Origin of the sequence: Gracilibacillus dipsosauri, from assembly GCF_003176895.1 — a bacterium.
In the GTDB taxonomy this organism is placed as follows: domain Bacteria; phylum Bacillota; class Bacilli; order Bacillales; family Amphibacillaceae; genus Gracilibacillus; species Gracilibacillus dipsosauri.
Genome location: NZ_QGTD01000009.1, coordinates 30,262 through 53,107 on the forward strand (window position 1 = coordinate 30,262; position 22,846 = coordinate 53,107).

General features: G+C 36.5%; 30 protein-coding genes. 7 read left to right on the top strand and 23 right to left on the bottom strand.

Annotated elements, in window-relative coordinates:
- Window positions 1-59 precede the first annotated feature (59 nt).
- Complete coding sequence (gene deoD / locus DLJ74_RS11905; protein ID WP_109984643.1) at window positions 60-767, top strand: purine-nucleoside phosphorylase; 708 nt, start codon at window positions 60-62, stop codon at window positions 765-767.
- 276 nt (window positions 768-1,043) lie between these two features.
- On the top strand, window positions 1,044-1,520 hold the full coding sequence (locus tag DLJ74_RS11910) for a divergent PAP2 family protein (RefSeq protein WP_109984644.1): 477 nt from the start codon (window positions 1,044-1,046) through the stop codon (window positions 1,518-1,520).
- 84 nt (window positions 1,521-1,604) lie between these two features.
- On the opposite strand, the gene DLJ74_RS11915 is transcribed toward DLJ74_RS11910, so the two are convergent.
- From DLJ74_RS11915 to DLJ74_RS11925, 3 genes are all read right to left on the bottom strand, one after another.
- A complete protein-coding gene (locus tag DLJ74_RS11915) occupies window positions 1,605-2,294 on the bottom strand; it encodes a 3D domain-containing protein (protein ID WP_181397542.1) in 690 nt (229 codons plus the stop codon).
- A 92-nt stretch (window positions 2,295-2,386) separates the two neighbouring features.
- Window positions 2,387-2,698, bottom strand: coding sequence for a YuiB family protein (locus tag DLJ74_RS11920; protein ID WP_054787504.1), 312 nt, complete (start codon window positions 2,696-2,698; stop codon window positions 2,387-2,389).
- A 170-nt stretch (window positions 2,699-2,868) separates the two neighbouring features.
- Window positions 2,869-4,086 (bottom strand): NAD(P)/FAD-dependent oxidoreductase, encoded by a 1,218-nt coding sequence (locus DLJ74_RS11925; RefSeq protein WP_245902325.1) that lies wholly within the window; start codon window positions 4,084-4,086, stop codon window positions 2,869-2,871.
- A gap of 319 nt (window positions 4,087-4,405) precedes the next feature.
- On the opposite strand from DLJ74_RS11925, the gene DLJ74_RS11930 reads away from it, so the two are divergent.
- On the top strand, window positions 4,406-5,389 hold the full coding sequence (locus tag DLJ74_RS11930; protein WP_054859642.1) for an NAD(P)/FAD-dependent oxidoreductase: 984 nt from the start codon (window positions 4,406-4,408) through the stop codon (window positions 5,387-5,389).
- 51 nt (window positions 5,390-5,440) lie between these two features.
- Here the strand turns inward: DLJ74_RS11930 and DLJ74_RS11935 are convergent, their stop codons facing one another.
- The 5 genes from DLJ74_RS11935 to DLJ74_RS11955 form a co-directional block, all read right to left on the bottom strand.
- Window positions 5,441-6,634 (bottom strand): MFS transporter, encoded by a 1,194-nt coding sequence (locus tag DLJ74_RS11935; RefSeq protein ID WP_425454583.1) that lies wholly within the window; start codon window positions 6,632-6,634, stop codon window positions 5,441-5,443.
- Complete coding sequence (locus DLJ74_RS11940) at window positions 6,627-7,043, bottom strand: MarR family winged helix-turn-helix transcriptional regulator (protein WP_054859645.1); 417 nt, start codon at window positions 7,041-7,043, stop codon at window positions 6,627-6,629. The genes DLJ74_RS11935 and DLJ74_RS11940 overlap by 8 nt, the downstream gene beginning before the upstream one ends.
- A 268-nt stretch (window positions 7,044-7,311) precedes the next feature.
- Window positions 7,312-7,671, bottom strand: a complete 360-nt coding sequence (locus DLJ74_RS11945) for a HesB/IscA family protein (RefSeq protein ID WP_109984647.1) — start codon at window positions 7,669-7,671, stop codon at window positions 7,312-7,314.
- Between the two features lie 57 nt (window positions 7,672-7,728).
- Window positions 7,729-8,592 carry a diaminopimelate epimerase gene (dapF, locus tag DLJ74_RS11950; protein ID WP_054787506.1) on the bottom strand — a complete coding sequence of 288 codons (864 nt, stop codon included), beginning with the start codon at window positions 8,590-8,592 and terminating at the stop codon, window positions 7,729-7,731.
- 10 nt (window positions 8,593-8,602) lie between these two features.
- The gene (locus DLJ74_RS11955) at window positions 8,603-8,851 is read right to left on the bottom strand and encodes a DUF1450 domain-containing protein (RefSeq protein WP_054787507.1); all 249 of its coding nucleotides are present in this window, start codon (window positions 8,849-8,851) and stop codon (window positions 8,603-8,605) included.
- Between the two features lie 298 nt (window positions 8,852-9,149).
- Here DLJ74_RS11955 and DLJ74_RS11960 point away from each other — a divergent pair, with 298 nt between their 5' ends.
- A complete protein-coding gene (locus DLJ74_RS11960) occupies window positions 9,150-9,380 on the top strand; it encodes a NifU family protein (protein WP_054787508.1) in 231 nt (76 codons plus the stop codon).
- A gap of 219 nt (window positions 9,381-9,599) precedes the next feature.
- On the opposite strand, the gene thrB is transcribed toward DLJ74_RS11960, so the two are convergent.
- The 4 genes from thrB to DLJ74_RS11980 all read right to left on the bottom strand — a co-directional run bounded on the left by thrB (window position 9,600) and on the right by DLJ74_RS11980 (window position 14,028).
- Window positions 9,600-10,517, bottom strand: a complete 918-nt coding sequence (thrB, locus tag DLJ74_RS11965; RefSeq protein ID WP_109984648.1) for a homoserine kinase — start codon at window positions 10,515-10,517, stop codon at window positions 9,600-9,602.
- Window positions 10,514-11,575 carry a threonine synthase gene (gene thrC / locus DLJ74_RS11970; RefSeq protein ID WP_109984669.1) on the bottom strand — a complete coding sequence of 354 codons (1,062 nt, stop codon included), beginning with the start codon at window positions 11,573-11,575 and terminating at the stop codon, window positions 10,514-10,516. Before thrC ends, thrB begins: the two co-directional genes overlap by 4 nt.
- Before the next feature lie 5 nt (window positions 11,576-11,580).
- The gene (locus DLJ74_RS11975; RefSeq protein ID WP_054859649.1) at window positions 11,581-12,873 is read right to left on the bottom strand and encodes a homoserine dehydrogenase; all 1,293 of its coding nucleotides are present in this window, start codon (window positions 12,871-12,873) and stop codon (window positions 11,581-11,583) included.
- Between the two features lie 183 nt (window positions 12,874-13,056).
- On the bottom strand, window positions 13,057-14,028 hold the full coding sequence (locus DLJ74_RS11980) for a protein kinase family protein (RefSeq protein WP_109984649.1): 972 nt from the start codon (window positions 14,026-14,028) through the stop codon (window positions 13,057-13,059).
- Window positions 14,029-14,296: 268 nt separating this feature from the next.
- On the opposite strand from DLJ74_RS11980, the gene DLJ74_RS11985 reads away from it, so the two are divergent.
- Entirely contained in the window at window positions 14,297-14,812 is a 516-nt protein-coding gene (locus DLJ74_RS11985; protein WP_054859651.1) for a phosphatidylglycerophosphatase A family protein, read from the top strand.
- 35 nt (window positions 14,813-14,847) lie between these two features.
- On the opposite strand, the gene DLJ74_RS11990 is transcribed toward DLJ74_RS11985, so the two are convergent.
- From DLJ74_RS11990 to DLJ74_RS12030, 9 genes are all read right to left on the bottom strand, one after another.
- Window positions 14,848-15,234 carry a YbaN family protein gene (locus DLJ74_RS11990; protein ID WP_054859652.1) on the bottom strand — a complete coding sequence of 129 codons (387 nt, stop codon included), beginning with the start codon at window positions 15,232-15,234 and terminating at the stop codon, window positions 14,848-14,850.
- Entirely contained in the window at window positions 15,221-15,832 is a 612-nt protein-coding gene (locus DLJ74_RS11995) for a molybdenum cofactor guanylyltransferase (RefSeq protein WP_109984650.1), read from the bottom strand. Before DLJ74_RS11995 ends, DLJ74_RS11990 begins: the two co-directional genes overlap by 14 nt.
- Complete coding sequence (gene mobB, locus DLJ74_RS12000) at window positions 15,820-16,341, bottom strand: molybdopterin-guanine dinucleotide biosynthesis protein B (RefSeq protein WP_054787513.1); 522 nt, start codon at window positions 16,339-16,341, stop codon at window positions 15,820-15,822. The genes DLJ74_RS11995 and mobB overlap by 13 nt, the downstream gene beginning before the upstream one ends.
- Before the next feature lie 6 nt (window positions 16,342-16,347).
- Window positions 16,348-16,581: a molybdopterin converting factor subunit 1 gene (gene moaD, locus DLJ74_RS12005; protein WP_054787514.1), complete on the bottom strand. Its 234-nt coding sequence runs from the start codon at window positions 16,579-16,581 to the stop codon at window positions 16,348-16,350.
- The gene (locus DLJ74_RS12010; protein ID WP_109984651.1) at window positions 16,574-17,053 is read right to left on the bottom strand and encodes a molybdenum cofactor biosynthesis protein MoaE; all 480 of its coding nucleotides are present in this window, start codon (window positions 17,051-17,053) and stop codon (window positions 16,574-16,576) included. The genes moaD and DLJ74_RS12010 overlap by 8 nt, the downstream gene beginning before the upstream one ends.
- A 21-nt stretch (window positions 17,054-17,074) precedes the next feature.
- On the bottom strand, window positions 17,075-18,301 hold the full coding sequence (locus DLJ74_RS12015; RefSeq protein WP_054859657.1) for a molybdopterin molybdotransferase MoeA: 1,227 nt from the start codon (window positions 18,299-18,301) through the stop codon (window positions 17,075-17,077).
- Between the two features lie 12 nt (window positions 18,302-18,313).
- Entirely contained in the window at window positions 18,314-19,327 is a 1,014-nt protein-coding gene (locus tag DLJ74_RS12020) for a ThiF family adenylyltransferase (protein ID WP_109984652.1), read from the bottom strand.
- A 14-nt stretch (window positions 19,328-19,341) separates the two neighbouring features.
- Window positions 19,342-20,358, bottom strand: a complete 1,017-nt coding sequence (moaA, locus tag DLJ74_RS12025) for a GTP 3',8-cyclase MoaA (protein ID WP_109984653.1) — start codon at window positions 20,356-20,358, stop codon at window positions 19,342-19,344.
- A 100-nt stretch (window positions 20,359-20,458) separates the two neighbouring features.
- The gene (locus tag DLJ74_RS12030; protein ID WP_054787515.1) at window positions 20,459-20,896 is read right to left on the bottom strand and encodes a DUF86 domain-containing protein; all 438 of its coding nucleotides are present in this window, start codon (window positions 20,894-20,896) and stop codon (window positions 20,459-20,461) included.
- A 128-nt stretch (window positions 20,897-21,024) separates the two neighbouring features.
- Here DLJ74_RS12030 and DLJ74_RS12035 point away from each other — a divergent pair, with 128 nt between their 5' ends.
- On the top strand, window positions 21,025-21,291 hold the full coding sequence (locus tag DLJ74_RS12035) for an SAV0927 family protein (protein ID WP_245902326.1): 267 nt from the start codon (window positions 21,025-21,027) through the stop codon (window positions 21,289-21,291).
- A 62-nt stretch (window positions 21,292-21,353) separates the two neighbouring features.
- Here the strand turns inward: DLJ74_RS12035 and DLJ74_RS12040 are convergent, their stop codons facing one another.
- The gene (locus DLJ74_RS12040; protein ID WP_054787517.1) at window positions 21,354-21,629 is read right to left on the bottom strand and encodes a YutD family protein; all 276 of its coding nucleotides are present in this window, start codon (window positions 21,627-21,629) and stop codon (window positions 21,354-21,356) included.
- 83 nt (window positions 21,630-21,712) lie between these two features.
- Here DLJ74_RS12040 and DLJ74_RS12045 point away from each other — a divergent pair, with 83 nt between their 5' ends.
- Window positions 21,713-22,693, top strand: coding sequence for a M23 family metallopeptidase (locus tag DLJ74_RS12045; protein ID WP_109984654.1), 981 nt, complete (start codon window positions 21,713-21,715; stop codon window positions 22,691-22,693).
- Between the two features lie 37 nt (window positions 22,694-22,730).
- Here DLJ74_RS12045 and DLJ74_RS12050 read toward each other — a convergent pair whose 3' ends face one another.
- A complete protein-coding gene (locus tag DLJ74_RS12050) occupies window positions 22,731-22,832 on the bottom strand; it encodes a methionine/alanine import family NSS transporter small subunit (RefSeq protein WP_109984655.1) in 102 nt (33 codons plus the stop codon).
- Between the last annotated feature and the right edge of the window lie 14 nt (window positions 22,833-22,846).

Genomic DNA, 22,846 nt, shown 5'->3' on the forward strand with positions numbered 1-22,846 from the left:
CTTCTTTTATGTGCTATTTTCATAATACACAAGCATTGTTAAGCTAAGGAGGATTTTAAATGAGTATACATATTGGTGCCCAAAAAGGCGATATTGCAGATACAGTTCTGCTTCCAGGTGATCCGCTTCGTGCAAAGTACATTGCTGAAAATTTCCTCGAGGAAATGGCTTGTTATAATGAAGTTCGAGGAATGTATGGGTATACTGGAACATATAAAGGAAAGAAAATATCTGTTCAGGGAACAGGGATGGGAGTACCATCCATTTCTATTTACGTCAATGAACTAATTCAGAGCTATGATGTGCAAAAACTAATCCGGGTTGGTACGTGTGGAGCGATCCAAAAGGATGTCAAAGTAAGAGACGTCATTTTAGCTAGCACCTCTTCTACTGATTCACAAATGAATCGTATGGTTTTTGGCGGAATTGATTATGCCCCTACAGCTGATTTTTCTTTATTAAAAAATGCCTATGACACAGGGATCGAAAAAGGATTATCAATACAAGTAGGCAATGTTTTTACGAGTGATAATTTCTACCGTGATAATAATGAGGAATTGCTTGCCTTACTAGATCAATATAATGTACTAGCTATCGAAATGGAGAGTACAGCACTTTACACACTAGCAGCAAAATTCAACCGTAAGGCACTTTCCGTATTAACGGTATCTGACCATATGATAACAGGAGAAGAAACTTCTGCAATGGAAAGACAAACAACCTTTAACGATATGATTGAGGTATCCTTAGATGCCGCAATAAAGTAAGACTTCTATTTGTGAGGTTTTATCATCTAATAGATAATAAATGAGAAAAGGATCTCGTTCCTTTTCTCATTTTTTTCCTAATTAATACTCACTTCAAGGAGGGGCTTTTCACCTACAGATAAATCCTTTATAAATTTGTTGTTAATTTTATTCACCTGTTATATATTGAGAAAAAGCTGTGCTATAATGTTACAAAGTGAGTTTTCATTGTTCAAGCTTAACAGTTGGTCTAAATCGATAAATTCAATCCTATAGAAAGAGAAAGGATGTATACATTTGGAGCTTTTTTCTAATTTTCCTCTTTGGTCTGCTTTAATCGCCATAGTGTTCGCACAAGTAGTAAAAATCCCACTCCATTTTTTTGCAACAAAGGAATTTAAGCCTGGTCTTGCCTTCAGTACAGGTGGCATGCCGAGTAGCCATTCCGCTGCTGTAACAGCTGTGACAACTGGAATCGGCATTGAACATGGCGTATCTTCTGGTTTATTCGCGATTTCCTGCATCACGGCAATCATTATTATGTTTGATGCAACAGGAATTAGAAGACAAGCAGGAGAACAAGCCATTTTATTAAATATGCTGGTAAAGGATTTTCACCGTTTTGTTACAGAGGCAAAGGGCTGGGGACAAAAAGGAGAATATGAAAAACAAAAAGAATTAAAGGAACTATTAGGACATCAACCTATCGAAGTCTTTTTTGGAGGATTAACTGGAATATTCCTTGCCTATCTACTATACCCATTTTTTGCATAATATCTATTATAAACGGATGATTTGCGCGATGAAAAAAGGTAGCTCCTCTAAAAAGTGGGAACTACCTTAAGAAATTCTTTAATTTTATTCCGATTTTGACTGATATTGTGATCGAAAAACTTGTAAAGCTTCATTATTATTTAAATCTGCCATAACCTCTTCTGTTAACTTTCCTTCACCATATTCTATCACGTAAACATTTACTTCTTTCTTTCCCCATTTTTCATATACCTCTTCTACCGTTGGATAATACAGATCTATCTTATTACCTTTAATTGCACTACCTGTATCAGCCACTACCCCGTAACCATATTCCGGGATGAACAATACGGTACCTAAAGGGAAAACATCTAAATCAGCCGCAATCGTAGAATATAAATCTCTTTTTACCTTTACTCCGGAGAAAGTAATCCCATATGCCGGATGATCAGGAGATTTCCCTGTTGATTCCACACCCGCAGTATAGCCTGTTGCCATTACTTTTTTTTGTTCATATTTCTCCAAATTCAGCGTTTCCTCTAACGAAGCTGGGGCTTCGACCTGTTGATTAGAAATATAAGTTGTTTTATTATTTCTGTATTTAACATATTTCTTTTTATCTACTAAAGATTTGCCTGATACATCTTGGGAGTAACTAGTATCCTTTTCTAGGTGGTCCTGCACACCTAATAAAACTTCTTTAGCAGATACATTAGAAACTACTGTAAAAGTGGAAACTAAAGCCCCAACAAACAGTGCTATCATTAAGCATCTTCTACAAAATTTAACTAACATAAAAAAGATCACACCTTTCTAGGTGTCATCTTTTCCATTCTAACTTTTTTTATACATCCACTCACAAAATCAAATCTATCCAACTATCATTATCAAAACATTTGATAGCCATTTTTCCGCAAAAATCGAATAACAAATCCTGCAACAAGAGTACCAACAAAACCTGATGCCAAAATAATCATATCCTGTATTCCTAAGGCCATAAACTCCTCACCAAGTGTTGTAAATGCAAAGGAAGGATCAGTGAAATAAGTGCTGAAGGAAAAAGTATCGACAATAAAAATAACAATGATCGGAAATACAAAGCACATCAGCCATGTCTGCCTTAAAATCATATTTAAGATAAAGCTTATCCCAAAGAATAATACGAAAAACAATAACACGGAAATAAACAATTGAATCATAATGGTTCTCCCTTATGTATCGATGTAATCACTCTTTTTATTCTATTATTTGCCTCTAGCTATTTCAAGAAATACGCAGAACAACTGATTATCACAGTGAGTGTTAACTTATCGGAGCAAGGCATCTACGCTTACCAAAAAAGCAGAGGGAAAACTCCTCTGCTCTTTATTTAACCAAAGATATTAAACTTACCTTTTTTAAGTACTAAGCCAACTCCACCAATTTTGAATAGTGCTCGGTTGTCAATCACCTTTTTCATAAAGGATGCTGACCAACCAAATAATTTCTTACCACCAAAGATGGATCCCATTGCATCTTTATCACCTAAAGAACACACGGTACCTCTGTTAATGAATTCAAATTCCTCTAGCTCGCCACCTTTAACAAGTGCAATTAAGTTATGTGCACAGACTTCTGCTTCTTGCATGGCAATTTGAGCTGTTGGAGGATATGGACGGTCAATTTCTTTGTTCCAAATTAAGGCACAATCACCTACAACAAATACATCTTCATGTGATGGTGCTCGTAAATGTGGAGTTACTTCTACTTTACCACGATTATCTTCAAGACTAGATTCTTCTACTAAGTGGTTTGCACGAACACCTGCAGCCCATACCGTTGTTAAAGTTGGAATATCTTCTCTTTCCCCATTTTGCTCGATCGTAATTCCATCAGGACGGCATTCTTTTAAAAAGGCTCCCAGCTTGAATTCAACACCACGTGCTTCTAATGAATTCATCGCATATTCGATTAGTTCTGGATCAAAGCCTGGCATAATGGTTTCCATTGCCTCGACATTGATTAATCGAACCTTACTTCGATCAATATCATATTCCTTACAGAGCTCTGGTACACGATTTGCAAGTTCTCCTAAAAACTCGATACCTGTAAATCCACCACCACCGACAACGATATTTAAGCGCTCTTGTTTCGGTTCAGGTTCATTATTATACTTAGCAAATTGATAGTCAATATGCTCACGAATTAATCTTGCTTGGTTAATGCTACCAATAGTGAAAGCATTCTCTAGTAGACCAGGAATTCCGAATGTTGCCGCCTCGAATCCTAATGCTACTACTAGATAGTCATAATCAAGAACGCCATTTTGTAATTCTACCTTTTTATCATCTGGTTTAATAGCTGTTACCGTATCTTGGATAAATTCTACTTTTGCTGAATTGATAAGATCACTAATTTTGACACGGCTTCGATCATGATGAAGAGTTCCAGCTGCTGCTTCATGTAACCAAGTAGATTCATAGTGATAGTCATGCTTATTAACTAATGTAATTTTAGCATCATTGACACCTAATTTCTTTTGTAGCTTTGCTACAGTGGTTAGTCCACCATAACCCGCTCCAAGAACAACAATTTTTGGTTGATTCATCTTTCTCACATCCATTTACATTTTTTTTAATTCGATTACGTGATATTTTTCACGTACGATCTAATACTTTTAATTCTAATTAATTAGTCCATATTATATGTTATTCTTTTTTCCGACATTTTTCAACCCTTGAGTTCACTTTTGTTAAAAAATCTAGCAAACTGTTTGTAATTAAAGGATAATTTCTATCCAAAACATCTTGTATGATTCAAAACCATCCAATCCCAATATAAGTATATGAAAACAAAGTTCTATTTATTTTTTGTAAAATTATGATAAAATAATAGCCATTGATGTAACTTATTAGGGGGAATCTATAGTGTCTCATGAAGTTTATGATATAACGATTATTGGTGCAGGTCCTGTTGGGCTATTCACCGCTTTTTATGGTGGGTTAAGACAATCGTCTGTTAAAATAATAGAAAGTTTACCACAAATTGGTGGACAACTAAGTGCATTATATCCAGAAAAATATATTTATGATGTAGCTGGTTTTCCGAAAATTCGTGCACAAGAATTAGTAGATAATTTAAAAGAACAGGCAGATCTATTTAGTCCAGAAATTGTCCTAAATCAATCGGTTGAACAAGTAGAACGATTAGAGGACGATTCTTTCCGTATAGTAACAGATTCAGAGGAACATTATTCAAAGGTCATCATTATTACAGGTGGTAATGGTGCCTTTCAACCAAGAAAGCTAGCGCTCGATAATGTAGATCAGTTTGAAGATCAAAACCTTCATTATTTTGTAAACAATTTAGATATGTTTCGTGATCAACGGGTAGTACTTTTTGGTGGTGGTGATTCGGCAGTGGATTGGGCTTTAATGCTTGAGCCAATCGCTAAAGACGTCACACTTGTTCATCGTCGTGACCAATTCCGTGCACACGAAAGCAGTGTCGAAACATTAATGAATTCAAATATTCACATTCTTACACCATATGTGCCTGAAGCCTTAATCGGAGAGAATAAAATTGAACAAGTAAGACTCCAAAAGGTAAAAGGAGAAAGTGAAATTGTACTCGATGTCGATCATGTCCTTGTCAATTATGGCTTTATTTCATCGCTTGGTCCAATCAAAGATTGGGGACTTGAAATAGATAAGAATAGTATCGTCGTTAACTCGAAAATGGAAACAAACATACCTGGAATTTACGCAGCCGGTGATATTTGCACATATCCTGGAAAAGTGAATTTAATTGTGTCTGGCTTTGGTGAAGGGCCAACTGCTGTAAATAATGCCAAAGCATATATGGATCCAAAAGCAAGAATTCAGCCGAAACACTCGACTAGTATGTTTTAAAAAGATAAAAAAGTTTGTGAATTAACTGTTCACAAACTTTTTTATTTAAAATTATGATACTTTTGGTTGCTTCTTAAATAAAAGTAAAAACAGAAAAGTTACCATAATCACGAATCCTGCTAAGAGAAAGAAGAGATTAACAAAACCAGTATGTGCAACAATGATTCCTAATAGAAACGATCCGAGCGCTATACCCGAGTCATAAAGCGTAAAAAACGTGGCCGTTGCATGTCCACTTCGATGGGACGGGGATCTTTCCACAACAACGGAAAGCATAAAAGGTAATAAAGAACCATAGCCAATCCCGATAACCCCTGCAGAAATTAAAAACAGTGTAGCCGTAGTAGACAAGCTTAGTCCCACGAAACCAAGTGCAAACAATATCATGCAAGGAATAATTACAGGTAATGCTCCATATGTGTCAAACCATCTTCCCAAATATGGTCTAGAAATTAACATCATAAGGGCAAAAACAAGAAAGAAATAGCTTGATGCACTACTCAGCCCCAAATCATTAGCATAAACGGATATATAGGAAATGATACTTGAATAAGCAAACGAGATAAGTAATCCAATAAATGAAGTAGATAAGGCATTTTTTTCAAATAAATCTTGTAAGCTGAGTTTTTTTGTGAGTTTCTCTTCCTTCATCTCTATATCCTTACTAGCCTTATGATGGTCCTTCACTAGCAATGCTAAAAACACGCTTATAATCGTAAAGATATTAAGAATAATCACCATCGTTTTGTAGGTAACAAATTGGGTAAGTGTTAAGCCAAGGAACGGACCAATCACGATTGCTAAATTCATCGACATGGTGAAATAACCGAGACCCTCTCCACGCCTTGTCTTAGGAACAATATCTGCTGCCAAAGCAGAAGTTGCAGTCGTCAAAATCGCAAAAGGTATACCATGCCAAAAACGTAAGACTAATAGCCCTGTAAAATTCTGTATGAAGACATAGACAATAACCGAAAGTGCAAAAAGAATAACCGTAAGAATTAACATTTTCCTTTTGCCAAAACGTGACAGAATATTACCTGATAATGGTCTAATAACAATAGCGGCTAGTAGCATAACCGTCACCACTAAACCGCCCTTTGCTTCTGTAACTCCCCATTCCTCCATTACATATAAAGGTAGTGTTGTAAGTAAAGCATAAAAAGTAGTGAATACAAATAAATTCACCAATGATATACTAATAAAATTTTTCGTCCAAATTTTCTCTTTTGTCAAATTATTCATCTCTTTCTAAATCCAATTTTGATAAAAATTCATGAAGTTTTATTTGTTCGGCATTGGAAAGTTTATGAAGAAATCTATCTTCACATTTTTTAACGGTATCTAGAATAAGTGGAATTTGTTGGGTAGCCTTCTCTGTCAATTCCACCATTCGTTCTCGCTTATCACTTCCAGCTTTTCTTCTAATCCAGCCATTTTTCTCCATTCTTACAAGTGTTCTCGTTGTTGTAGGAGCCTCTACCTTTAAATATTGCCAGATTTCGGTCTGTGTCATTTTTCCTCTTTCGTGTAATGTGTAGAGAATAGTCCATTGAGAAGCATATAAATCAAACTCCTGGAGGATTTCATTTAATTCCTTAGTAAACAATCTTAATTTTTGATTGAATAAATGGAGTAATTCACTCGTATTCATCCTTCGCCCACCTAGTATTTTATTAGAGTAAAGTGTTTTCCTATAACCTTTTATTTACCTAGGTAAATATATTAACTTATTTTCGCGCTGATGTAAAGAAGAACTTGAACCAGTTTATATTAGAAAAACTCGCATTCGCTCGTCTTTTAGCGGATGCGTAAGCTTATCTTATACTCTGAACATCAAAAATTTTCGCTTCCTAGCTTTAAATTTATACTTTTCTAACGTATAAAAAAAGCTGATAGCAACAATGCTACCAGCCTATTATTTAGCAATTTTCCGGTGTGCCTTCTCTTTCTTTCGCTTTAAAGGAAGAACCACAACCACAGGAAACAATCGCATTGGGATTATCGATCGTGAATCCCCCACCCATCATGTTTTCTTTAAAATCTATGGTCGTACCTTCAATCACATCTATATCGAATTTTTTTATCGTTAATGGAATTCCATTCGATTCCTCTGTATGGTCTAATTCCTCATTTACATCATAATCAAAGCCTAATGAATAAGAAAGTCCACTACAGCCTCCACCCTTCACCCCAAAACGTAAACGAACAGTGTCTGCATCCTCTTCCTTCATCATTTCTTGTATCTGATATTTCGCATTATCTGTTATTTGAATAATCACTTAAAAAACTCCTTTAAGCAGAATTTTCTTTTAGTATACTAACTTATAGTAGAAAGTTCAATTATTACGCTCCCAGTAAAAGACTCCTTCCACTGTGGTCTTCGCTTCGCCTCTCATCCACACTCTTCCATCCATTGCCCATGTAATAAATAAATCTCCACCAGCTAGATGAACAGTGATTTCTTTTTCTTTCTCTAATTGGTTATTTAATACGGCTGCGACTACTGCGGCACACGCACCTGTACCACACGCTTGTGTAATACCCGAGCCTCGTTCCCATACACGGAAATGAAGTTCTTTTTCATTTACTCTTTCGACAAATTCGACATTTATCCCTTCAGGAAAGCGCTGATCTTGTTCTATGATAGGACCGAGGGTTGTTAATGGTGCCTCTTCTATCTTATCAACAAAGAAAACAGCATGAGGGTTTCCCATGGAGACGGCTGTTACTTCTAATCTCGTATGATCGATGGAAAAAGCTTCAGCCACAACCTTTTCCTTATCCTTTCCAATCATAGGAATCTTACTTCTTTGTAAAATCGGCTGGCCCATATCAACGGTAATTTCCTTAATAGATTCTCGATCACCATGTACCTCTGCTTGAACATTGCCGGCTTTTGTTTCAATGGCAAAATTCTTACTTTCTACTAAGCGATTCTCGTAAGCATATTTTGCGACACAGCGTAATCCATTCCCACAGTTTTTACCTTCTGAACCATCTTTATTAAAAATTCGCATCCCAACATCTGCTTTATTAGAAGGATGAATAAGGATGAGGCCATCTGATCCTATTCCAATATTCTTATCTGCAATTACTTTCGCCAGATCCGGTAATTCTTCTTCTTTTATGGAAAATTGATATAAATTAAGGTAAATATAACTATTTCCAAGTCCATGCATTTTTGTAAAAGGTATTTCCATTTCATTTCCCTCACATTTCTTCTAAAAGAACATCCTCTACGTAGGTATGAATATTATCTAGTAATTCATTAGGAGAATCTGCTTTAATTGGTTTACCATTAACAATCGCAACATAATAATTACGACAGATTCCACAATAACTAGTACAGCCATATTCACTCACATTAAAATCAGGATCCCTTAACAGTTCCTGTTTTACTATTTCTGATCCTTTAGCTAAATTTTTCACACAAAAGCCAATGTTTATCGTTATCTTCATTATATCACACCTTATAAATAGGATCGTTAAAGAACGATCTACAACCGAGAGTCTTTCTATATTATATTTACAATACAGAACTATTTACAAATGATACGAATAAAGATAAAATATTATTGAGATTGTTTATCACCTAAATGATTATATGACATAGCTTTTGTTAAATTTAGCTTTTAATAAAGGAAGCTTCCATCAGTGGTGAGTTTTTTATCTCTTACTGAATGGTTGCGCAGCGATAAAAAACTCGGCAACTAGAGCCGTAGTCGCACTTATTAAGGTTTGAAAGGAGATAATAGTAATGGAACAACAAACAGAACAAGTGCAAGAAGTATTAAATAAATTACGTCCTTTTTTACTACGTGACGGTGGAGATGTGGAATTAGTAGATGTTGAGGATGGCATTGTTCGCCTCCGACTAATGGGAGCTTGTGGAAACTGCCCAAGTTCAACGATCACACTGAAAGCAGGTATTGAACGTGCCCTTATGGCTGAAGTCCCTGGTGTCACTGAAATTGAACAAGTATTCTAATTACGATAATGAAATAAAAACGTTCTGAACACGAACGAATAAAAAAGCATTGGTGCTCAACTCTTTCGGCATCAATGCTTTTTTCACTGATTATTTTCTGTTTTACCTATTCTTCATTGTATTTCATCATTTGTGCTATAAGCTAAATAAAAATCCGGACTTTAACTAACAGAAAGCCCGAATTTTGTCTTACATAAACTGTTTCTTTCAAAGTTCGTTTTAACCATCGTGACGTATCATTGATTCCTTACGTGTCTCCACATAGGAGCCTCCGTTCTCTACTTGAAGAGAGAGCCATTCAAACTCTGGAAATTCCGAACGCCATTTTTTCAATGCAGTGAATACGTTTTTGTCATCCACTATAGCAATCATCGTAGGTCCTGCACCACTCAAAAATACACCAAGTGCACTTTCATTTAAATAATGTAATAAATCATCATAATGAGGAATTAAAGACTTACGATATGGTTGGTGAAAGTGATCCTTCTTCATCATTTCACCAAGCAATCTCCAATTCCCTTGGCAAATTGCGGCAACACTAACATTAGCTACACTACTCGCTTGGACACTTTCTTTAAAGCTAAAGGAATTTGGCAAAACGGCTCGTGCATCTTTCGTTTTCAATTCAAAATTTGGAATAATTGCAACAAATGTGACACCCTTAACAGGTATTTGAGTATAAGCTACCTCTCCATCATAATGGCCAATCACACAGCCTCCTAAGAGGGACGGTGCTACATTATCTGGGTGACCTTCAATTTCTGTAGCAATTTCTAATTTCTCATCCTGCTCTAAATCAAGATTCAATAATAGATTAGCTAATTCGATCCCTGCAATAATCGCGGTAGCACTACTACCCAAGCCTCTTGCTAATGGGATATCACTTTTCATCTCCACTCGGCATGGAGTAAGGTCATTTATCCGATCATGCCTTTCGGCAACACGTTCCACAATTTCATAAACTAAATTATCCTTGCCAGAAGGAATTCCTTCTAAACATGAAGAAGTAGGAATAAACTCCCATTTATCTGATTTTGCAACAGCTAATTCTAAATAAAGATTTAACGCTAAACCAATGGAGTCAAAACCAGCACCTAAGTTTGAGGTACTGGAAGGTACTCGAATGAACCAACTCATGCTTGTACACTACCTAAAATAGCTTTCATAACAACCTCTTCTTCATTAGGAAGAACAGTTGGTTTGACGTCACTATAGTCAATAGCGGTATTTGGATCCTTCAATCCATTTCCAGTAAGCACATTTACAACCGTTGCACCTTTCTCTACGATCCCTGCCTCTAACTTTTTAAATAAGCCAGCGATAGAAGCACATGATGCTGGTTCAGCAAAAATTCCTTCATTTTGTGCGATCCATTTATAGGCAGCAATCATTTCCTCATCAGTCACTTCATCAATTTCTCCATTGGATTCATCACGAGCATTAACCGCACCTTGCCAACTAGCAGGATTTCCAATACGAATAGCAGTACCTACCGTTTCTGGATTCTCAAATACGCGATTATGTACAATCGCAGCAGCACCACTTGCTTCAAATCCCATCATTTGAGGTAAGCCAGTTTGCTTTAATTCATGATATTCTTTAAACCCTTTCCAGTAAGCAGTAATATTACCTGCATTACCAACAGGAATAAATAAATAATCCGGAGCTGTACCTAATGCATCACATACCTCAAATGCAGCCGTCTTTTGTCCTTCAATTCGATATGGATTAACTGAGTTGACAAGCGCTACTTCTCCTGTTTCAGCTAATTTACGAACAATTTTTAATGCATCATCAAAATTTCCTTGAATCGAATAAATCTCAGCACCATACATGACTGCTTGAGCTAGCTTACCTTGAGCAATTTTACCCTCTGGAATGACCACAATACATCTCAAGCCAGCACGTGCAGCGAACGCAGCTGCTGAAGCAGATGTATTTCCTGTAGATGCACAAATCACTGCTTTTGCCCCATCCTCTACAGCTTTAGCCATAGCCATTACCATTCCACGATCCTTAAAAGACCCAGTAGGATTTAGTCCTTCGAATTTCGCATAGGCATTAATACCGAATTTTTTTGATAATTTTTCTAATTTAATTAGAGGAGTGTTCCCTTCGTGTAAACTGATGAGTGGTGTCTTATCCTCAATTGGTAAATATTCTTTATATTCCTTCAACAATCCTTGCCATGCCATAAACATTAATCCTCCCCATCGACGCGGTAACAGCTAATGATCTCGTTAACTACGTCTAATCCTTTTAAATTTTCTCTACTATTTAATAATTGTTGCTTACTAATCTTATGTGTGATCATCACGATCTCTGCTATTTTTTCCTTATCAGAAGGTAACTGCAAAATTTTCGCAAAACTAACATTTTCATCTGTAAACACATTCGTAATTTTTTGGAATGTTCCAGCTGCATCGTCAACTTCCATACGAAGAAAATACTGCATATATTTCTCGTTATCTTCTTTTAATTGCTTCTCATATTGCGGAGTAATATATTCATTACCAGTAATACCTAATCGGATATTCTTAGCCACGTCCATAAGATCAGATACGACAGCAGTTGCAGTCGGTAAACTTCCAGCACCTGGTCCATAGAACATCGTTTCTCCTACTGCTTCTCCATATACATATACTGCATTGAATTCATTCTTTACAAGAGCTAATGGATGCTCCTTTGGTAATAAAGTCGGTTCAACACTTACTTCTACTTTACCATTATGAATCGATGCAATCCCTATCAACTTAATAGTATACCCTAAACTTGTCGCAAAAGTAATATCTTCCTGGGAAATTGTTCGAATTCCGGAAACCTCTACATCATCGAGACCAATCTCCATTTTAAAAGCTAAATTAGCTAGGAGCACCATCTTACGTGCAGCATCTAGTCCATCCACATCAGAGGTTGGATCTGCTTCTGCAAAACCAAGCTCTTGTGCTTCTTTTAACACAGGCTCAAAAGCAAGCTCTTCATCCGTCATTTTTGTTAAAATGTAATTGGTAGTACCATTCACAATACCCATAATTTTTTGGATTTTATCTGAGGCTAACCCCTCGGTTAATGAGCGAATGATCGGAATTCCACCAGCAACACTTGCATCATATAAAATGTCACACTGGTTCTCTTTGGCAAGCTTTAATAGCTTTTGTCCATGTACCGCCATCAAATCCTTATTTGCTGTGACGATATGCTTCTTGTTGCGGATTGCCTTTTCCAATAAAAGATTTGTATCTTCAATTCCACCCATTACTTCAATAATTATATCAATATCTGCATTATTGACAAGCTCGTCTGGATCTGTTGTTAGCCATTCACGGCTAATCGCAACATCCCTAGCCTTATTTAAGTCATGAACGAGGATTTTCTTTATATTTAGTTCACTACCTACTTTATATTTAATTTCATCTGCATGGTTTTGTAGAATCTTGACAACACCTGTGCCAACTGTACCTAAACCACACAGCCCAACATTTACTTGACTCATCTGATCATCCCCCAACTGTATATCCTAAGAATACATTTGTTTGTATATAGTGGACATTATACATGGCTATCCCCGGTTTATCAAGAACCAATTGCCCAAAAATAAAGAAAAAATTGGTTTATCACCCGAGGTTCTGGTGAAAACCAACAATCCTTCACTATAACTAAGCCTAATGCCACTTATTTAGTCTAATAGCCAATCTAATTGTATTATATCCATATCTCTAAATTCAACAGCAAATAAGGAAAAAAATTGTTTTAAATTCTGCTCATAATACACTTGATCTTCAACAAGTCGATGCCATGCTTTCTCGCCAAGGTCACTATCCCGATATTGGTCGATCTTATCAAATAAATGAATAGGTAAAAGAAGTCGAGCATATAGTAATTTCCAAGCAAATGGTGATAAAGGACAAATCGCTAAATATTCTCCCATAAATTGTTGAAATTCTTTATCGTCTAATCCTCTTTCCTTTAATAAAAATGGTCTTATCGATTCTGCCACATCACGAATAGGATGATCGTAAACAATTTCATGTATCCAGATGAAATCATCCATACATTGATTGGAATAACGTGAGAATGTAAGGGTGGCTTGATCGTTCATATGATAATTTTTTTCTTCTTCGGCTATATTTAAATATTGAACCGCGTTCTCCGCTAACCCTACCATATAAGGAAAAACATCTGCTAGCACCCGCATAATGGGTTGGGTTGGCTGCTGTTTATAATACGTTTTGTACAGCGCTTCATATTGATCAATTTTGTTAACCCATAAATTTTTCCAATTACCATACGTACTAATGGTTTGTGGCTGGTATGGAAATTGGAAGCCAGTTTGGTGAAAATGAGCGAGCTTTTGACCTGGAGAGGAATCTAACGTTTGTTTTTTTCTGGCGAAGCATAAAAGAAATTTTTCTTTTCCTACCGTTGTTACAAATTGGTTATGTATATTTCTTATCGGTTGTGTAACATTGGTAAAGTTATTTTGATGAAGGTGGTTGGATATTACGTATTTTTCCCAAATCGCATCCTCTTCTTGCTGAATTGGAATAATAAAGTAATAATTGTTCTGATCGACATATGTCGGGTATGGTTGTGCATTTATTTGTTTACTAGGCACAGAAATAGGGTAATGTAGAAATATTGGATGCATCTTGCGTCCCCCTAACGAATAATTATTTATTTTTGGTATAATAATTATATGTAAATCTTTCTATTAAAATGTTATCACAGTGTGATAAACTGCGAGGTAGTTGACCGGTAAAGCTTCATTGTTGATAATACAGGTCTTATTGGTCACAAGTTGTGGTGTTTTAGTCTATACCCTTTGGCAATACCAGGAAACAATGTCGTTTTGTAATATCAAGTTGCAGGATTTATTATGATGATAGTGGAATTAAAATAATATAGGATGTGATGAAATGACTACGGAACGTCAAATGACAGATTTAGAGAAAAAAGCAAGAGAATTATTGAAGCAACGTGGTGTTGAACTTCATGATATAGCAGAATTAGTTTTTTTTCTCCAAAACAAATATCAGGAAAATTTAACAATGGAGGATTGCTATGAGAATGTTAATAGTGTCTTAATGAAGCGCGAGGTCCAGAACGCTATCTTAACAGGTATTCAATTAGATATTCTGGCAGAACAAAAAAAGCTAGATCACCCTCTACAAGAAATTATTGCAACAGATGAAAGCCTTTATGGGATTGATGAAGTTATCGCCCTTTCTATCGTGAATGTATATGGTTCGATTGGATTTACCAACTATGGATATATTGATAAAGTAAAGCCAGGCATCCTAGAGAAGTTAAATGACAAGACAGATGGAGACTGCCATACCTTTTTAGATGATATTGTAGGAGCAATAGCTGCAGCTGCTTCCTCACGTCTTGCTCATAGAGCAGTCCATGATGTAAGCATAGATGATGAGTAACAAAAAAACTTGCTAGAACCGATGATAAAGCCCTCTTACTCGTGAGGGTTTTTTGGTTTAAGCAAGGAAGATGTAAAAATAAAAATGGTAACAAAAATAGCAACGAGGATCATCAATATTTTAACAAGGACTAATGGTATGATGATTAACGTAAAACCAACACTTATCCAAACTATAAGTACAGCCATCCATTTAATTCTAAAGGGTACTCCATTCCCTTTTTGATAATCTAATAAATAGCGACCAAAATAAGGATTTGTCAAAAGCCAATGGTGAAGCTTAGGAGAGGATTTTCCAAAACAAAAACCTGCAAGTATGACCAATGGAGTTGTTGGCAAAATCGGAATGACGATTCCAATCAACCCTATAATTAAACTTAAGGATCCAAAGAATATCCAAATAAATCGATTAAAGCCTGTCATTTATTACACCACGACTAGCTTGTTGTATTTTTTTCCATTCCTTGTGATCATTGATATTAATAAAATGAAAGCTATCTGCTTCAGGGAAGTGAACATATTTCACATGAAGCTTTTCTAATAATGCTTTCATCGATCGTTGCTTCCGTTGCAATTGCATCATTATCAAATTTTTAACGGAATGATGATATAGTGCAATTAGCGGTTGGTTGACACCATTGACAATGGGAATGATTGCTTGATATTGACCATCACTTTCTTCTATTAGCTTAGCTACATGTGCTAAATGGATGAAAGGTGTATCAATAGGTAATACTACATACCAGTTGCTTGTTTTCTGATTCATAACAGTATAAAGTCCAGCTAGTGGCCCTTCCCCTAAAAAGTCAGGGTGATCTTCCATTAGAAGCTCTTTCTTTCGCAGATTAAACCTGTCGAAATCTTGCTGTCTAGCAACAACATATACGGAACTACAAAGCCTCGAAAGTATTTGAACTGGATAACAATAAAAAGGAACACCGTTTAGTTCAGCAAATGCCTTTGGTGATCCAAACCTTCTAGATTTTCCACCAGCTAACACTATTCCGATTATCGTATCCATTTCGGCAGCTCCTTCACTGTAAAGTTAGCTAAATTATGTTGACAATACTCGAATAATGTTGACTTATCATCAAATCCAAATGAATCCTTTATTTCTCTCAGCGGATTTGTGCATAAATATGCCTGCACATTTGTTAACTTTAATAATTCATCGAGTTCTGTACTATCCTTCGATAGAACAATCTTTGGTAAAGGGTATTGTTTATAGCCTTCAACAAAAAGAAGATCTACGCCTAATGATTGATAGAAGCTGATCATTCGATCAATGGTTAAGTGATTTAAATCTGCTTGCATTTGAACTGTCTCTTCTCCTATTACTGCTGACATAGTCGCCCCTGCACGAAAATGCTGAATAGAATCTACTTCGGCAATGACGTCAGGCTCACCTCCATGACCATGGTGCTTTAATGTGGCAATACGATAGCCTAATCCTTTTAATAATGGAATCCACTCTGTGATGAGTGTAGTTTTGCCACTGTTTTTATAGCCTACGATTTGGATAATAATCATATCTAATTAGCCCCCGCTCACTGGAGGAATAATTGCAACAATATCACCTGAATGGATTTCATCTGAATCAAGTGCATATGCTTCATTTATCGCAACCATTGATTGTTCTACTTGTAATAGCTGATATTGTGTAATTAACTGATTCTTTAATTTCTTTACCGTCCATCCATCACCATCGATTAGAAGTTTATCCGTACCCGCATCCTCTTGCAGTTGGGCAAATAATAAGATTTCAATCATTATTTATACCTTCCTTTATTTCTGGTTTTCCTGTTGGGTAAGAGATATTTTCAAGCTGATTACCAACCCATTCTTCTCCATCTTCCCAACGTTCTTTTTTCCAAATCGGGACCATTTCTTTTATCCTCTCTATCGCATATTCATTTGCTTGATATGCTGCTTTTCGATGTGGAGAAGATACTACGATCACAACAGCACTTTCTGAAATATCTAGCTTACCAATCCTATGGCTAATTGCTATTTCTGTATGAGGCCAGTTCCTTCTAACTTCCTCCCCAATTTTTGCGAGCATTTTTTCTGCCATTGGAATATATGCTTGATACTCTAGGTAGATCGTTCGCTTCCCTTTCGTAAATTCTCGAACAGTACCAATAAAGGTTGTAATCGCACCTGCTTCTCTTCGTTCTACCTTCTTAATCATTTCTTGAACAGAAATTGGTTTCTCCACCACTTCAAAAAGCTTTTCATTCATATTCATTCTCCTCAGATTCTCTTAATCTAATAATAATATATCGACGATACTCCCTTTTTTGTACCCTTCTGTCCCACCTAATAGATGAATAAAACAATTTACATTGGCTAAAGAATGAACCATATTTGATTTATCCTTTCCTGATGGCTTCACTTCTAGTTGATGATTGACATTATTTACATGGCCACGAATAAAACGATCAAATGGATTACTTTTCGGGAAGTCAACAGCTAATACTGCATGCGCCCTTTTAAGACCAATCATTTGTTTTTGTAAATAGCTATCTATAATTGGTTTAGCGAACAATTCAAACCCTACATAGCAAGCTGATGGATTACCAGATAATCCAAATAATAGCTTACCATCTAGCTGAGCAACAGTGGTCACACTGCCAGGTCTCATTGCGACCTTATTAAAAAGCACTTCCGCGCCAAAATGATGATATATCTCAGGAAGTAGATCAAAATCGCCTACAGAGACACCACCTGTTGTAATGAGAAAATCTACTTCGTTTAGTATCTCTCCTATTTTTTTAATACTTTTATCTAGATCATCCGACAATTGGCCAAAATATTTGGCTTTGCCACCTGCTCGCTCAATTTGAGCAATAATCATATAGGCATTACTATTGCGGATCTTTCCTTTTTCTAAGGGTTGATGGATCTCCAGTAACTCACTTCCTGTAGCTATTACCCCAAAAACTGGTCTTTTGCTAACTGGCACTTTTTGATAACCAAAGGTTGCAAGTAAAGCAATGATACCTGGATTAATTTTTGTCCCTTTACTAACAAGGACAGAGCCTTTTTCCACATCCTCTCCTTGAAAGGATATATTTTGGTGGAAATTCATTTCCTGGGAAATTTGTACAGTATTATCATCGTTTGTATTCGTATCTTCTAACATAATAACCGCGTCAGCACCATTAGGTATTTCAGCACCTGTCATAATGCGAACTGCTTCCATTCGCTTGATTTCTTTATCAAATACACTTCCCGCTCCAATATGGCCAACGATGTTAAGTGTAATTACCGTATTCACGCTAGCTCCCAATGTATCCTTTGCACGCACTGCATATCCATCATAAGGAGAGCGATTAAATGCTGGTACATCGTGATCAGCTATTAAATCTTCCGCTAGAATTCTTCCATTAGCTAATTGTATATCAATGTATTCTGTTTCCCCAGTTACCCTGCATTGTATTACACGTTCAACCGCTTGATCTACTGCAATCGGAGTTCTCTTTTCCATTTTTCTCCCTCCTTAACCGACCATTTGATAATATATCTTCTTTGCTTCCTTAATCGAATTGGTGCCATGGATAAAGGTTCTGCCATCCTGAAAAAAGACGATTCGATGAGCTTTTGTCTGTACAGAGACAAGGAATGGATTCTGGTTTACCTCACCAAACCTTTCTAACTGTTTAGCAAGCATTGTTAGCTCAAATTTCTTCCCTCTAATTTGCACCGTATCACGACCACATAAAATCTCTGTCTTCGTACTATTCTTATAGGTCAAAGCTGGATAAGACGCATCCGTACCACAGCTTTTGCAGTCTTTGGCTTTTGCTTTTGATACATCGATCATCTGATATTGATTATGCCAAAGATCAAAGATGACCAAGGTAGATCGCAAATTCCCTTCTGCCCCCACTAAAATCTTCAGAGCTTCGGTCACTTGATGAGCTACAACCATTTGAACGGCTGGACTGATTACCCCTACAGCATCACATGTTGCCCCAAACATTGGGGCAACCTTTATCAAACAATCCAAGCATGGGGTTTTTTCTGGGATAATTGTAAAGGATAGTCCAGAGCTAGCTACACATGCTCCGAATATCCATGGGATAGAATGCTTTTGTGCAATATCATTAATTAAAAAACGAGTATCAAAATTATCGGTTGCATCCATGATGAGATCTACATTGTTCACAAGGTTAGGTAAAGTATTTGCATTCCCATCCATTACATGTGCCTCAATCGTAACCTCCGCATTTATCGAGTTCAAAGCAGACTGTGCCGCAATAACTTTAGGTAATTTCTTTTGCACATCTGCTTCAGTAAAGAGATGCTGTCGTTGCAAATTAGATATTTCGACATAATCACGGTCTATTAAGGTTAGCTTACCGATACCGGCTCTTGTTAGCATCTCAGCAATGGAAGATCCTAATGCTCCACATCCGATAATTAACACATGCTTTTCTCCTAATAGAGCCTGTCCATGTTCTCCGATAGGCTTAAAAAGCATTTGTTTATGGTAACGATCAAATTCCTTCATTTTTTATCCCTTCTTTATCCACCAATATAGGACATTTCAATTTTCTTTCGCTTGCGTGCCGTTTCCTCTGTCCGTTGATCAGAGTAACGATCTTCTCTCTTATTCCACCGGGATATGATGATGTCCCTAAGCTCCGCATTGGTTGCTCCAGAACGAATAATTTCCTTTAGGTTTAATCCAGTCCCCGCAAATAGGCAAGTATAAAAATGACCATCTGCTGCAATCCGTGCTCTCGTGCAAGAGGAACAAAAGGATTCAGAAACCGATGTAATAAAGCCTACTTCGGTATTTGTGTTTTTATAGCGATAACGTTTTGCTACCTCTCCGACATAAGCAGGATCCATTGGTTCCAGTTCATAATTGGCAGCAATTTGCTGATAGATTTCTTTCTTTGTCACGACATGTTTGAAATCCCATCCATTGGTCTGTCCAACATCCATAAACTCAATATATCGAAGGGTAATACCCCGCTCCTTAAAGAATTCCGCCATTGGTAGTACTTCATGATCATTCATTCCTTTTTTTACTACCATATTCACTTTTACATTTAATCCCGCAGCTACTGCCTTATCAATACTCGCTATAATGGAGTGGGAAGAGATCTTACTATCGTTAATAGCCATAAACGTTTCTTCATCTAGCGCATCTAGACTAACATTTACTCTCCTTAGTCCAGCTTCCTTCAGCTCTGGTGCCATTCGCCCAAGAAGTACACCATTCGTTGTGAGACCGATATCCTCTAATCCATCTAACGATGCTAACCTTTTTATCAGGTCTGTGATGTTACGTCTAAGTAATGGTTCACCACCTGTTAATCTTATTTTTTTTACTCCAAGCTCAAGAAAGGCCTTCGCAATACGTTCTATTTCTTCAAAATCTAACAAGTGTTCTCTCGGCAAAAACTGGAAGTCCTTTCCAAAGACTTCTCTTGGCATACAGTAACGACAGCGAAAATTGCAACGATCTGTCACCGAAATACGTAAGTCCTGTAATAAACGCCCTAATTTATCTGTAATGACTTGATCCTGCATACTATCCCGCCTTTTTTAGTATTATATATGTCGATGTAAATGGGAACCATCTGACTTGTGAAGAAAATCACAACCAAGAATTCAAAGAAAGACGGTTGCCTTACTTTGTAGAAAAAGTATTTGCAACCCCCATCTCATTTGCCAAATAGGTGCGAATACGTGTACTAAACTGCTTATAAATGGATAAATGAGCTATTAATAGTGTGTTAATCTCTTCATGGTCTACTTGATCATATTCCTTCACAAGCATTTTCCTCAAATGAATAAGCGACTGATATGCTTCTAGTTCTTCATTAGGAATCACTTTCTCATCCACCAATATTAAAATAATATCGACATAGCTTCCTGGGTCTCTCATCAAAAAACCATCAATCATCATATTACCTACATCGAGAATGGACTCAATTAACACCTGCGTGATCCTTTCAAGGCCAAACTTAGCAAGGTCAGACTGAAAGGATGCACCTTCTACATAAGCTAATGTTTGATCAAAGTAGTTTAATTTTGCCTTTAAATTGTTCATATCAACAAAATACATCTTCTTCGTCCCCCTAGCATCATAGTTTTATTTTACCATAAACAGGTACAGATAAGGAATAGTAAATAAATTATCTTTACTCTACGTTCTCCTTTTGTTAACATATGTGGAAAAAGGAGTGTGAAAAATTGCCAATCGAATATATAAGAAATGAAGAAGAAAACAGCAAAACGAAATTTATTAGTTATAAAGGAGATACTATCCGTTTTGATATTGCTATTATCTCCTCACCTTCTCTTCATCCCAATCACATTGTGGTAGACATGAATTCAAATAAATATACGTCTCTCTCATTAAGTAATATCGATAAGAATAACTATATCGAGCATGCATTACAATATAATGAAATAGAAGCAGAGGATTTTCGCCATTTTATTAGAAGCCATTTATCATGAATACTTCTAGGTGTAAATGCTATTAATGATCAGCTCTCCATTAAAAAGGAGCTGATCTTCTCTTATTGGACAATTTGTTTGACAATAAAATAACGACAACCGAAATTACAGTATTCATAAAGATAATCCTCACTTGTGCTTATCTTTGTATCAAAACTCGCTTTCGGGTTTTGGTCATCATAAAAGCCTTTTAATCTTAATTGATCATATCCCCAATCCCCAACAATAAAATCATACTTGCCCAATACATCACTATATCTTTCTTTAAAGGCCTTTTCATCAAAGCCTTCTCGATAATTTTGTATAACTTCGTAGGTTTTCCCTTGTACTTCAAACATGAACGGACACTCCAATCTTTCTAACCCCCATCTAAAATTAACATATCTTGGTTGCATGAAATAGCAGTTACTAACTCACAATAATGATATCAAAAAATGCAGAAAGGAGGAATTTTCTTTTGTTAAAGCGTACAATAATCCTCATTTTATGTAGCTATTTTCTTCTTACTACTATAGCACATGCAGAGGAAAAAGTGGATGAGGATCAACAAAAAATCCAATTGTTCAAACAAATGGAAGTCTTAACGTTTATTCCTTGGTATTATTATGCTGCCATTAATCAATATGAATCTAATCTAATCGATGATAAACAGCTTATTCATATTACGATACCTGATGAAAAATGGTATGGTTTAGCGCCAATTCGTGAAAAAACTAATGCCAGTATCATCTCCATGTTTGGTGGCATGGGCATGGATGGGGATGGGGACAGGATCGCAGATCCCAAGAATCCTCGAGATACTCTATTAACAATAGGCACCTACTTACAGCAATTTGGCTATACAGAGCAAGATATAAAAACAGCATTATGGCATTATTACAAAAGAGAGCTAACCGTACTTTCTATTATGAACTATGCGAAATTATTTAAGAAATATCAATCTATAACGTTCGATACGACTGCATTTCCAATACCTAAAGGTTATAACTATAGCTATAGGAACACCTGGGGAGATGCCAGAGGTTTTGGGGGCAGAAGAATCCATGAAGGAACAGATATTTTTGCTGACTACGGGACCCCAGTAAGGTCTACGCAATATGGAGTCGTTGAACTTAAAGGTTGGAATAAGTATGGAGGATGGAGAATAGGAATAAGGGATATTTATAATCGTTATCACTACTTCGCACATTTAAACGGATTTGCAGAAGGAATTGAAGTCGGTGACATCGTGGAAGCTGGCCAAACGATTGGATCTGTTGGTTCAAGCGGTTATGGACCTCCAGGAACTGCAGGAAAGTTTCCTCCCCATCTACATTATGGCCTATATAAAGATGACGGAAAAAAAGAGTGGTCATTTGACCCATATCCCTATCTAAAGAAATGGGAAAGAAATAATCCGTAGGCATTTGCACTACGGATTATTTCTTCTATGGCTTTATTTATTCCTTGGATGCCTTTCTGGCTCTCATAATACTTAGAAAAAGGCCGCCCCAAATGATCACAATTCCGATCACTGCCATTACAATTGCACTTGTTGACATTGATTGATGCCTCC

Bases quoted from the DNA above. Each gene is read 5' to 3' on its own strand.
- DLJ74_RS11925 (WP_245902325.1), bottom strand. From the start codon at position 4,086: ATGAATCAACCAAAAATTGTTGTTCTTGGAGCGGGTTATGGTGGACTA.
- DLJ74_RS11985 (WP_054859651.1), top strand. From the start codon at position 14,297: ATGACTACGGAACGTCAAATGACAGATTTAGAGAAAAAAGCAAGAGAA.
- dapF (WP_054787506.1), bottom strand. From the start codon at position 8,592: ATGGAAATACCTTTTACAAAAATGCATGGACTTGGAAATAGTTATATT.
- DLJ74_RS12045 (WP_109984654.1), top strand. From the start codon at position 21,713: ATGATATCAAAAAATGCAGAAAGGAGGAATTTTCTTTTGTTAAAGCGT.
- DLJ74_RS12040 (WP_054787517.1), bottom strand. From the start codon at position 21,629: ATGTTTGAAGTACAAGGGAAAACCTACGAAGTTATACAAAATTATCGA.
- moaA (WP_109984653.1), bottom strand. From the start codon at position 20,358: ATGCAGGATCAAGTCATTACAGATAAATTAGGGCGTTTATTACAGGAC.
- DLJ74_RS11955 (WP_054787507.1), bottom strand. From the start codon at position 8,851: ATGAAGATAACGATAAACATTGGCTTTTGTGTGAAAAATTTAGCTAAA.
- DLJ74_RS11990 (WP_054859652.1), bottom strand. From the start codon at position 15,234: ATGACAGGCTTTAATCGATTTATTTGGATATTCTTTGGATCCTTAAGT.
- DLJ74_RS11940 (WP_054859645.1), bottom strand. From the start codon at position 7,043: ATGAATACGAGTGAATTACTCCATTTATTCAATCAAAAATTAAGATTG.
- DLJ74_RS11975 (WP_054859649.1), bottom strand. From the start codon at position 12,873: ATGAGTCAAGTAAATGTTGGGCTGTGTGGTTTAGGTACAGTTGGCACA.
- DLJ74_RS12030 (WP_054787515.1), bottom strand. From the start codon at position 20,896: ATGTATTTTGTTGATATGAACAATTTAAAGGCAAAATTAAACTACTTT.
- deoD (WP_109984643.1), top strand. From the start codon at position 60: ATGAGTATACATATTGGTGCCCAAAAAGGCGATATTGCAGATACAGTT.
- DLJ74_RS11995 (WP_109984650.1), bottom strand. From the start codon at position 15,832: ATGGATACGATAATCGGAATAGTGTTAGCTGGTGGAAAATCTAGAAGG.
- thrB (WP_109984648.1), bottom strand. From the start codon at position 10,517: ATGAGTTGGTTCATTCGAGTACCTTCCAGTACCTCAAACTTAGGTGCT.
- thrC (WP_109984669.1), bottom strand. From the start codon at position 11,575: ATGGCATGGCAAGGATTGTTGAAGGAATATAAAGAATATTTACCAATT.
- DLJ74_RS12050 (WP_109984655.1), bottom strand. From the start codon at position 22,832: ATGTCAACAAGTGCAATTGTAATGGCAGTGATCGGAATTGTGATCATT.
- DLJ74_RS12010 (WP_109984651.1), bottom strand. From the start codon at position 17,053: ATGAATGAAAAGCTTTTTGAAGTGGTGGAGAAACCAATTTCTGTTCAA.
- DLJ74_RS12020 (WP_109984652.1), bottom strand. From the start codon at position 19,327: ATGAAGGAATTTGATCGTTACCATAAACAAATGCTTTTTAAGCCTATC.
- DLJ74_RS11920 (WP_054787504.1), bottom strand. From the start codon at position 2,698: ATGATTCAATTGTTTATTTCCGTGTTATTGTTTTTCGTATTATTCTTT.
- DLJ74_RS11980 (WP_109984649.1), bottom strand. From the start codon at position 14,028: ATGCATCCAATATTTCTACATTACCCTATTTCTGTGCCTAGTAAACAA.
- mobB (WP_054787513.1), bottom strand. From the start codon at position 16,341: ATGATTATTATCCAAATCGTAGGCTATAAAAACAGTGGCAAAACTACA.
- DLJ74_RS11915 (WP_181397542.1), bottom strand. From the start codon at position 2,294: ATGTTAGTTAAATTTTGTAGAAGATGCTTAATGATAGCACTGTTTGTT.
- moaD (WP_054787514.1), bottom strand. From the start codon at position 16,581: ATGATTGAAATCTTATTATTTGCCCAACTGCAAGAGGATGCGGGTACG.
- DLJ74_RS12015 (WP_054859657.1), bottom strand. From the start codon at position 18,301: ATGGAAAAGAGAACTCCGATTGCAGTAGATCAAGCGGTTGAACGTGTA.
- DLJ74_RS11935 (WP_425454583.1), bottom strand. From the start codon at position 6,634: ATGAATAATTTGACAAAAGAGAAAATTTGGACGAAAAATTTTATTAGT.
- DLJ74_RS11960 (WP_054787508.1), top strand. From the start codon at position 9,150: ATGGAACAACAAACAGAACAAGTGCAAGAAGTATTAAATAAATTACGT.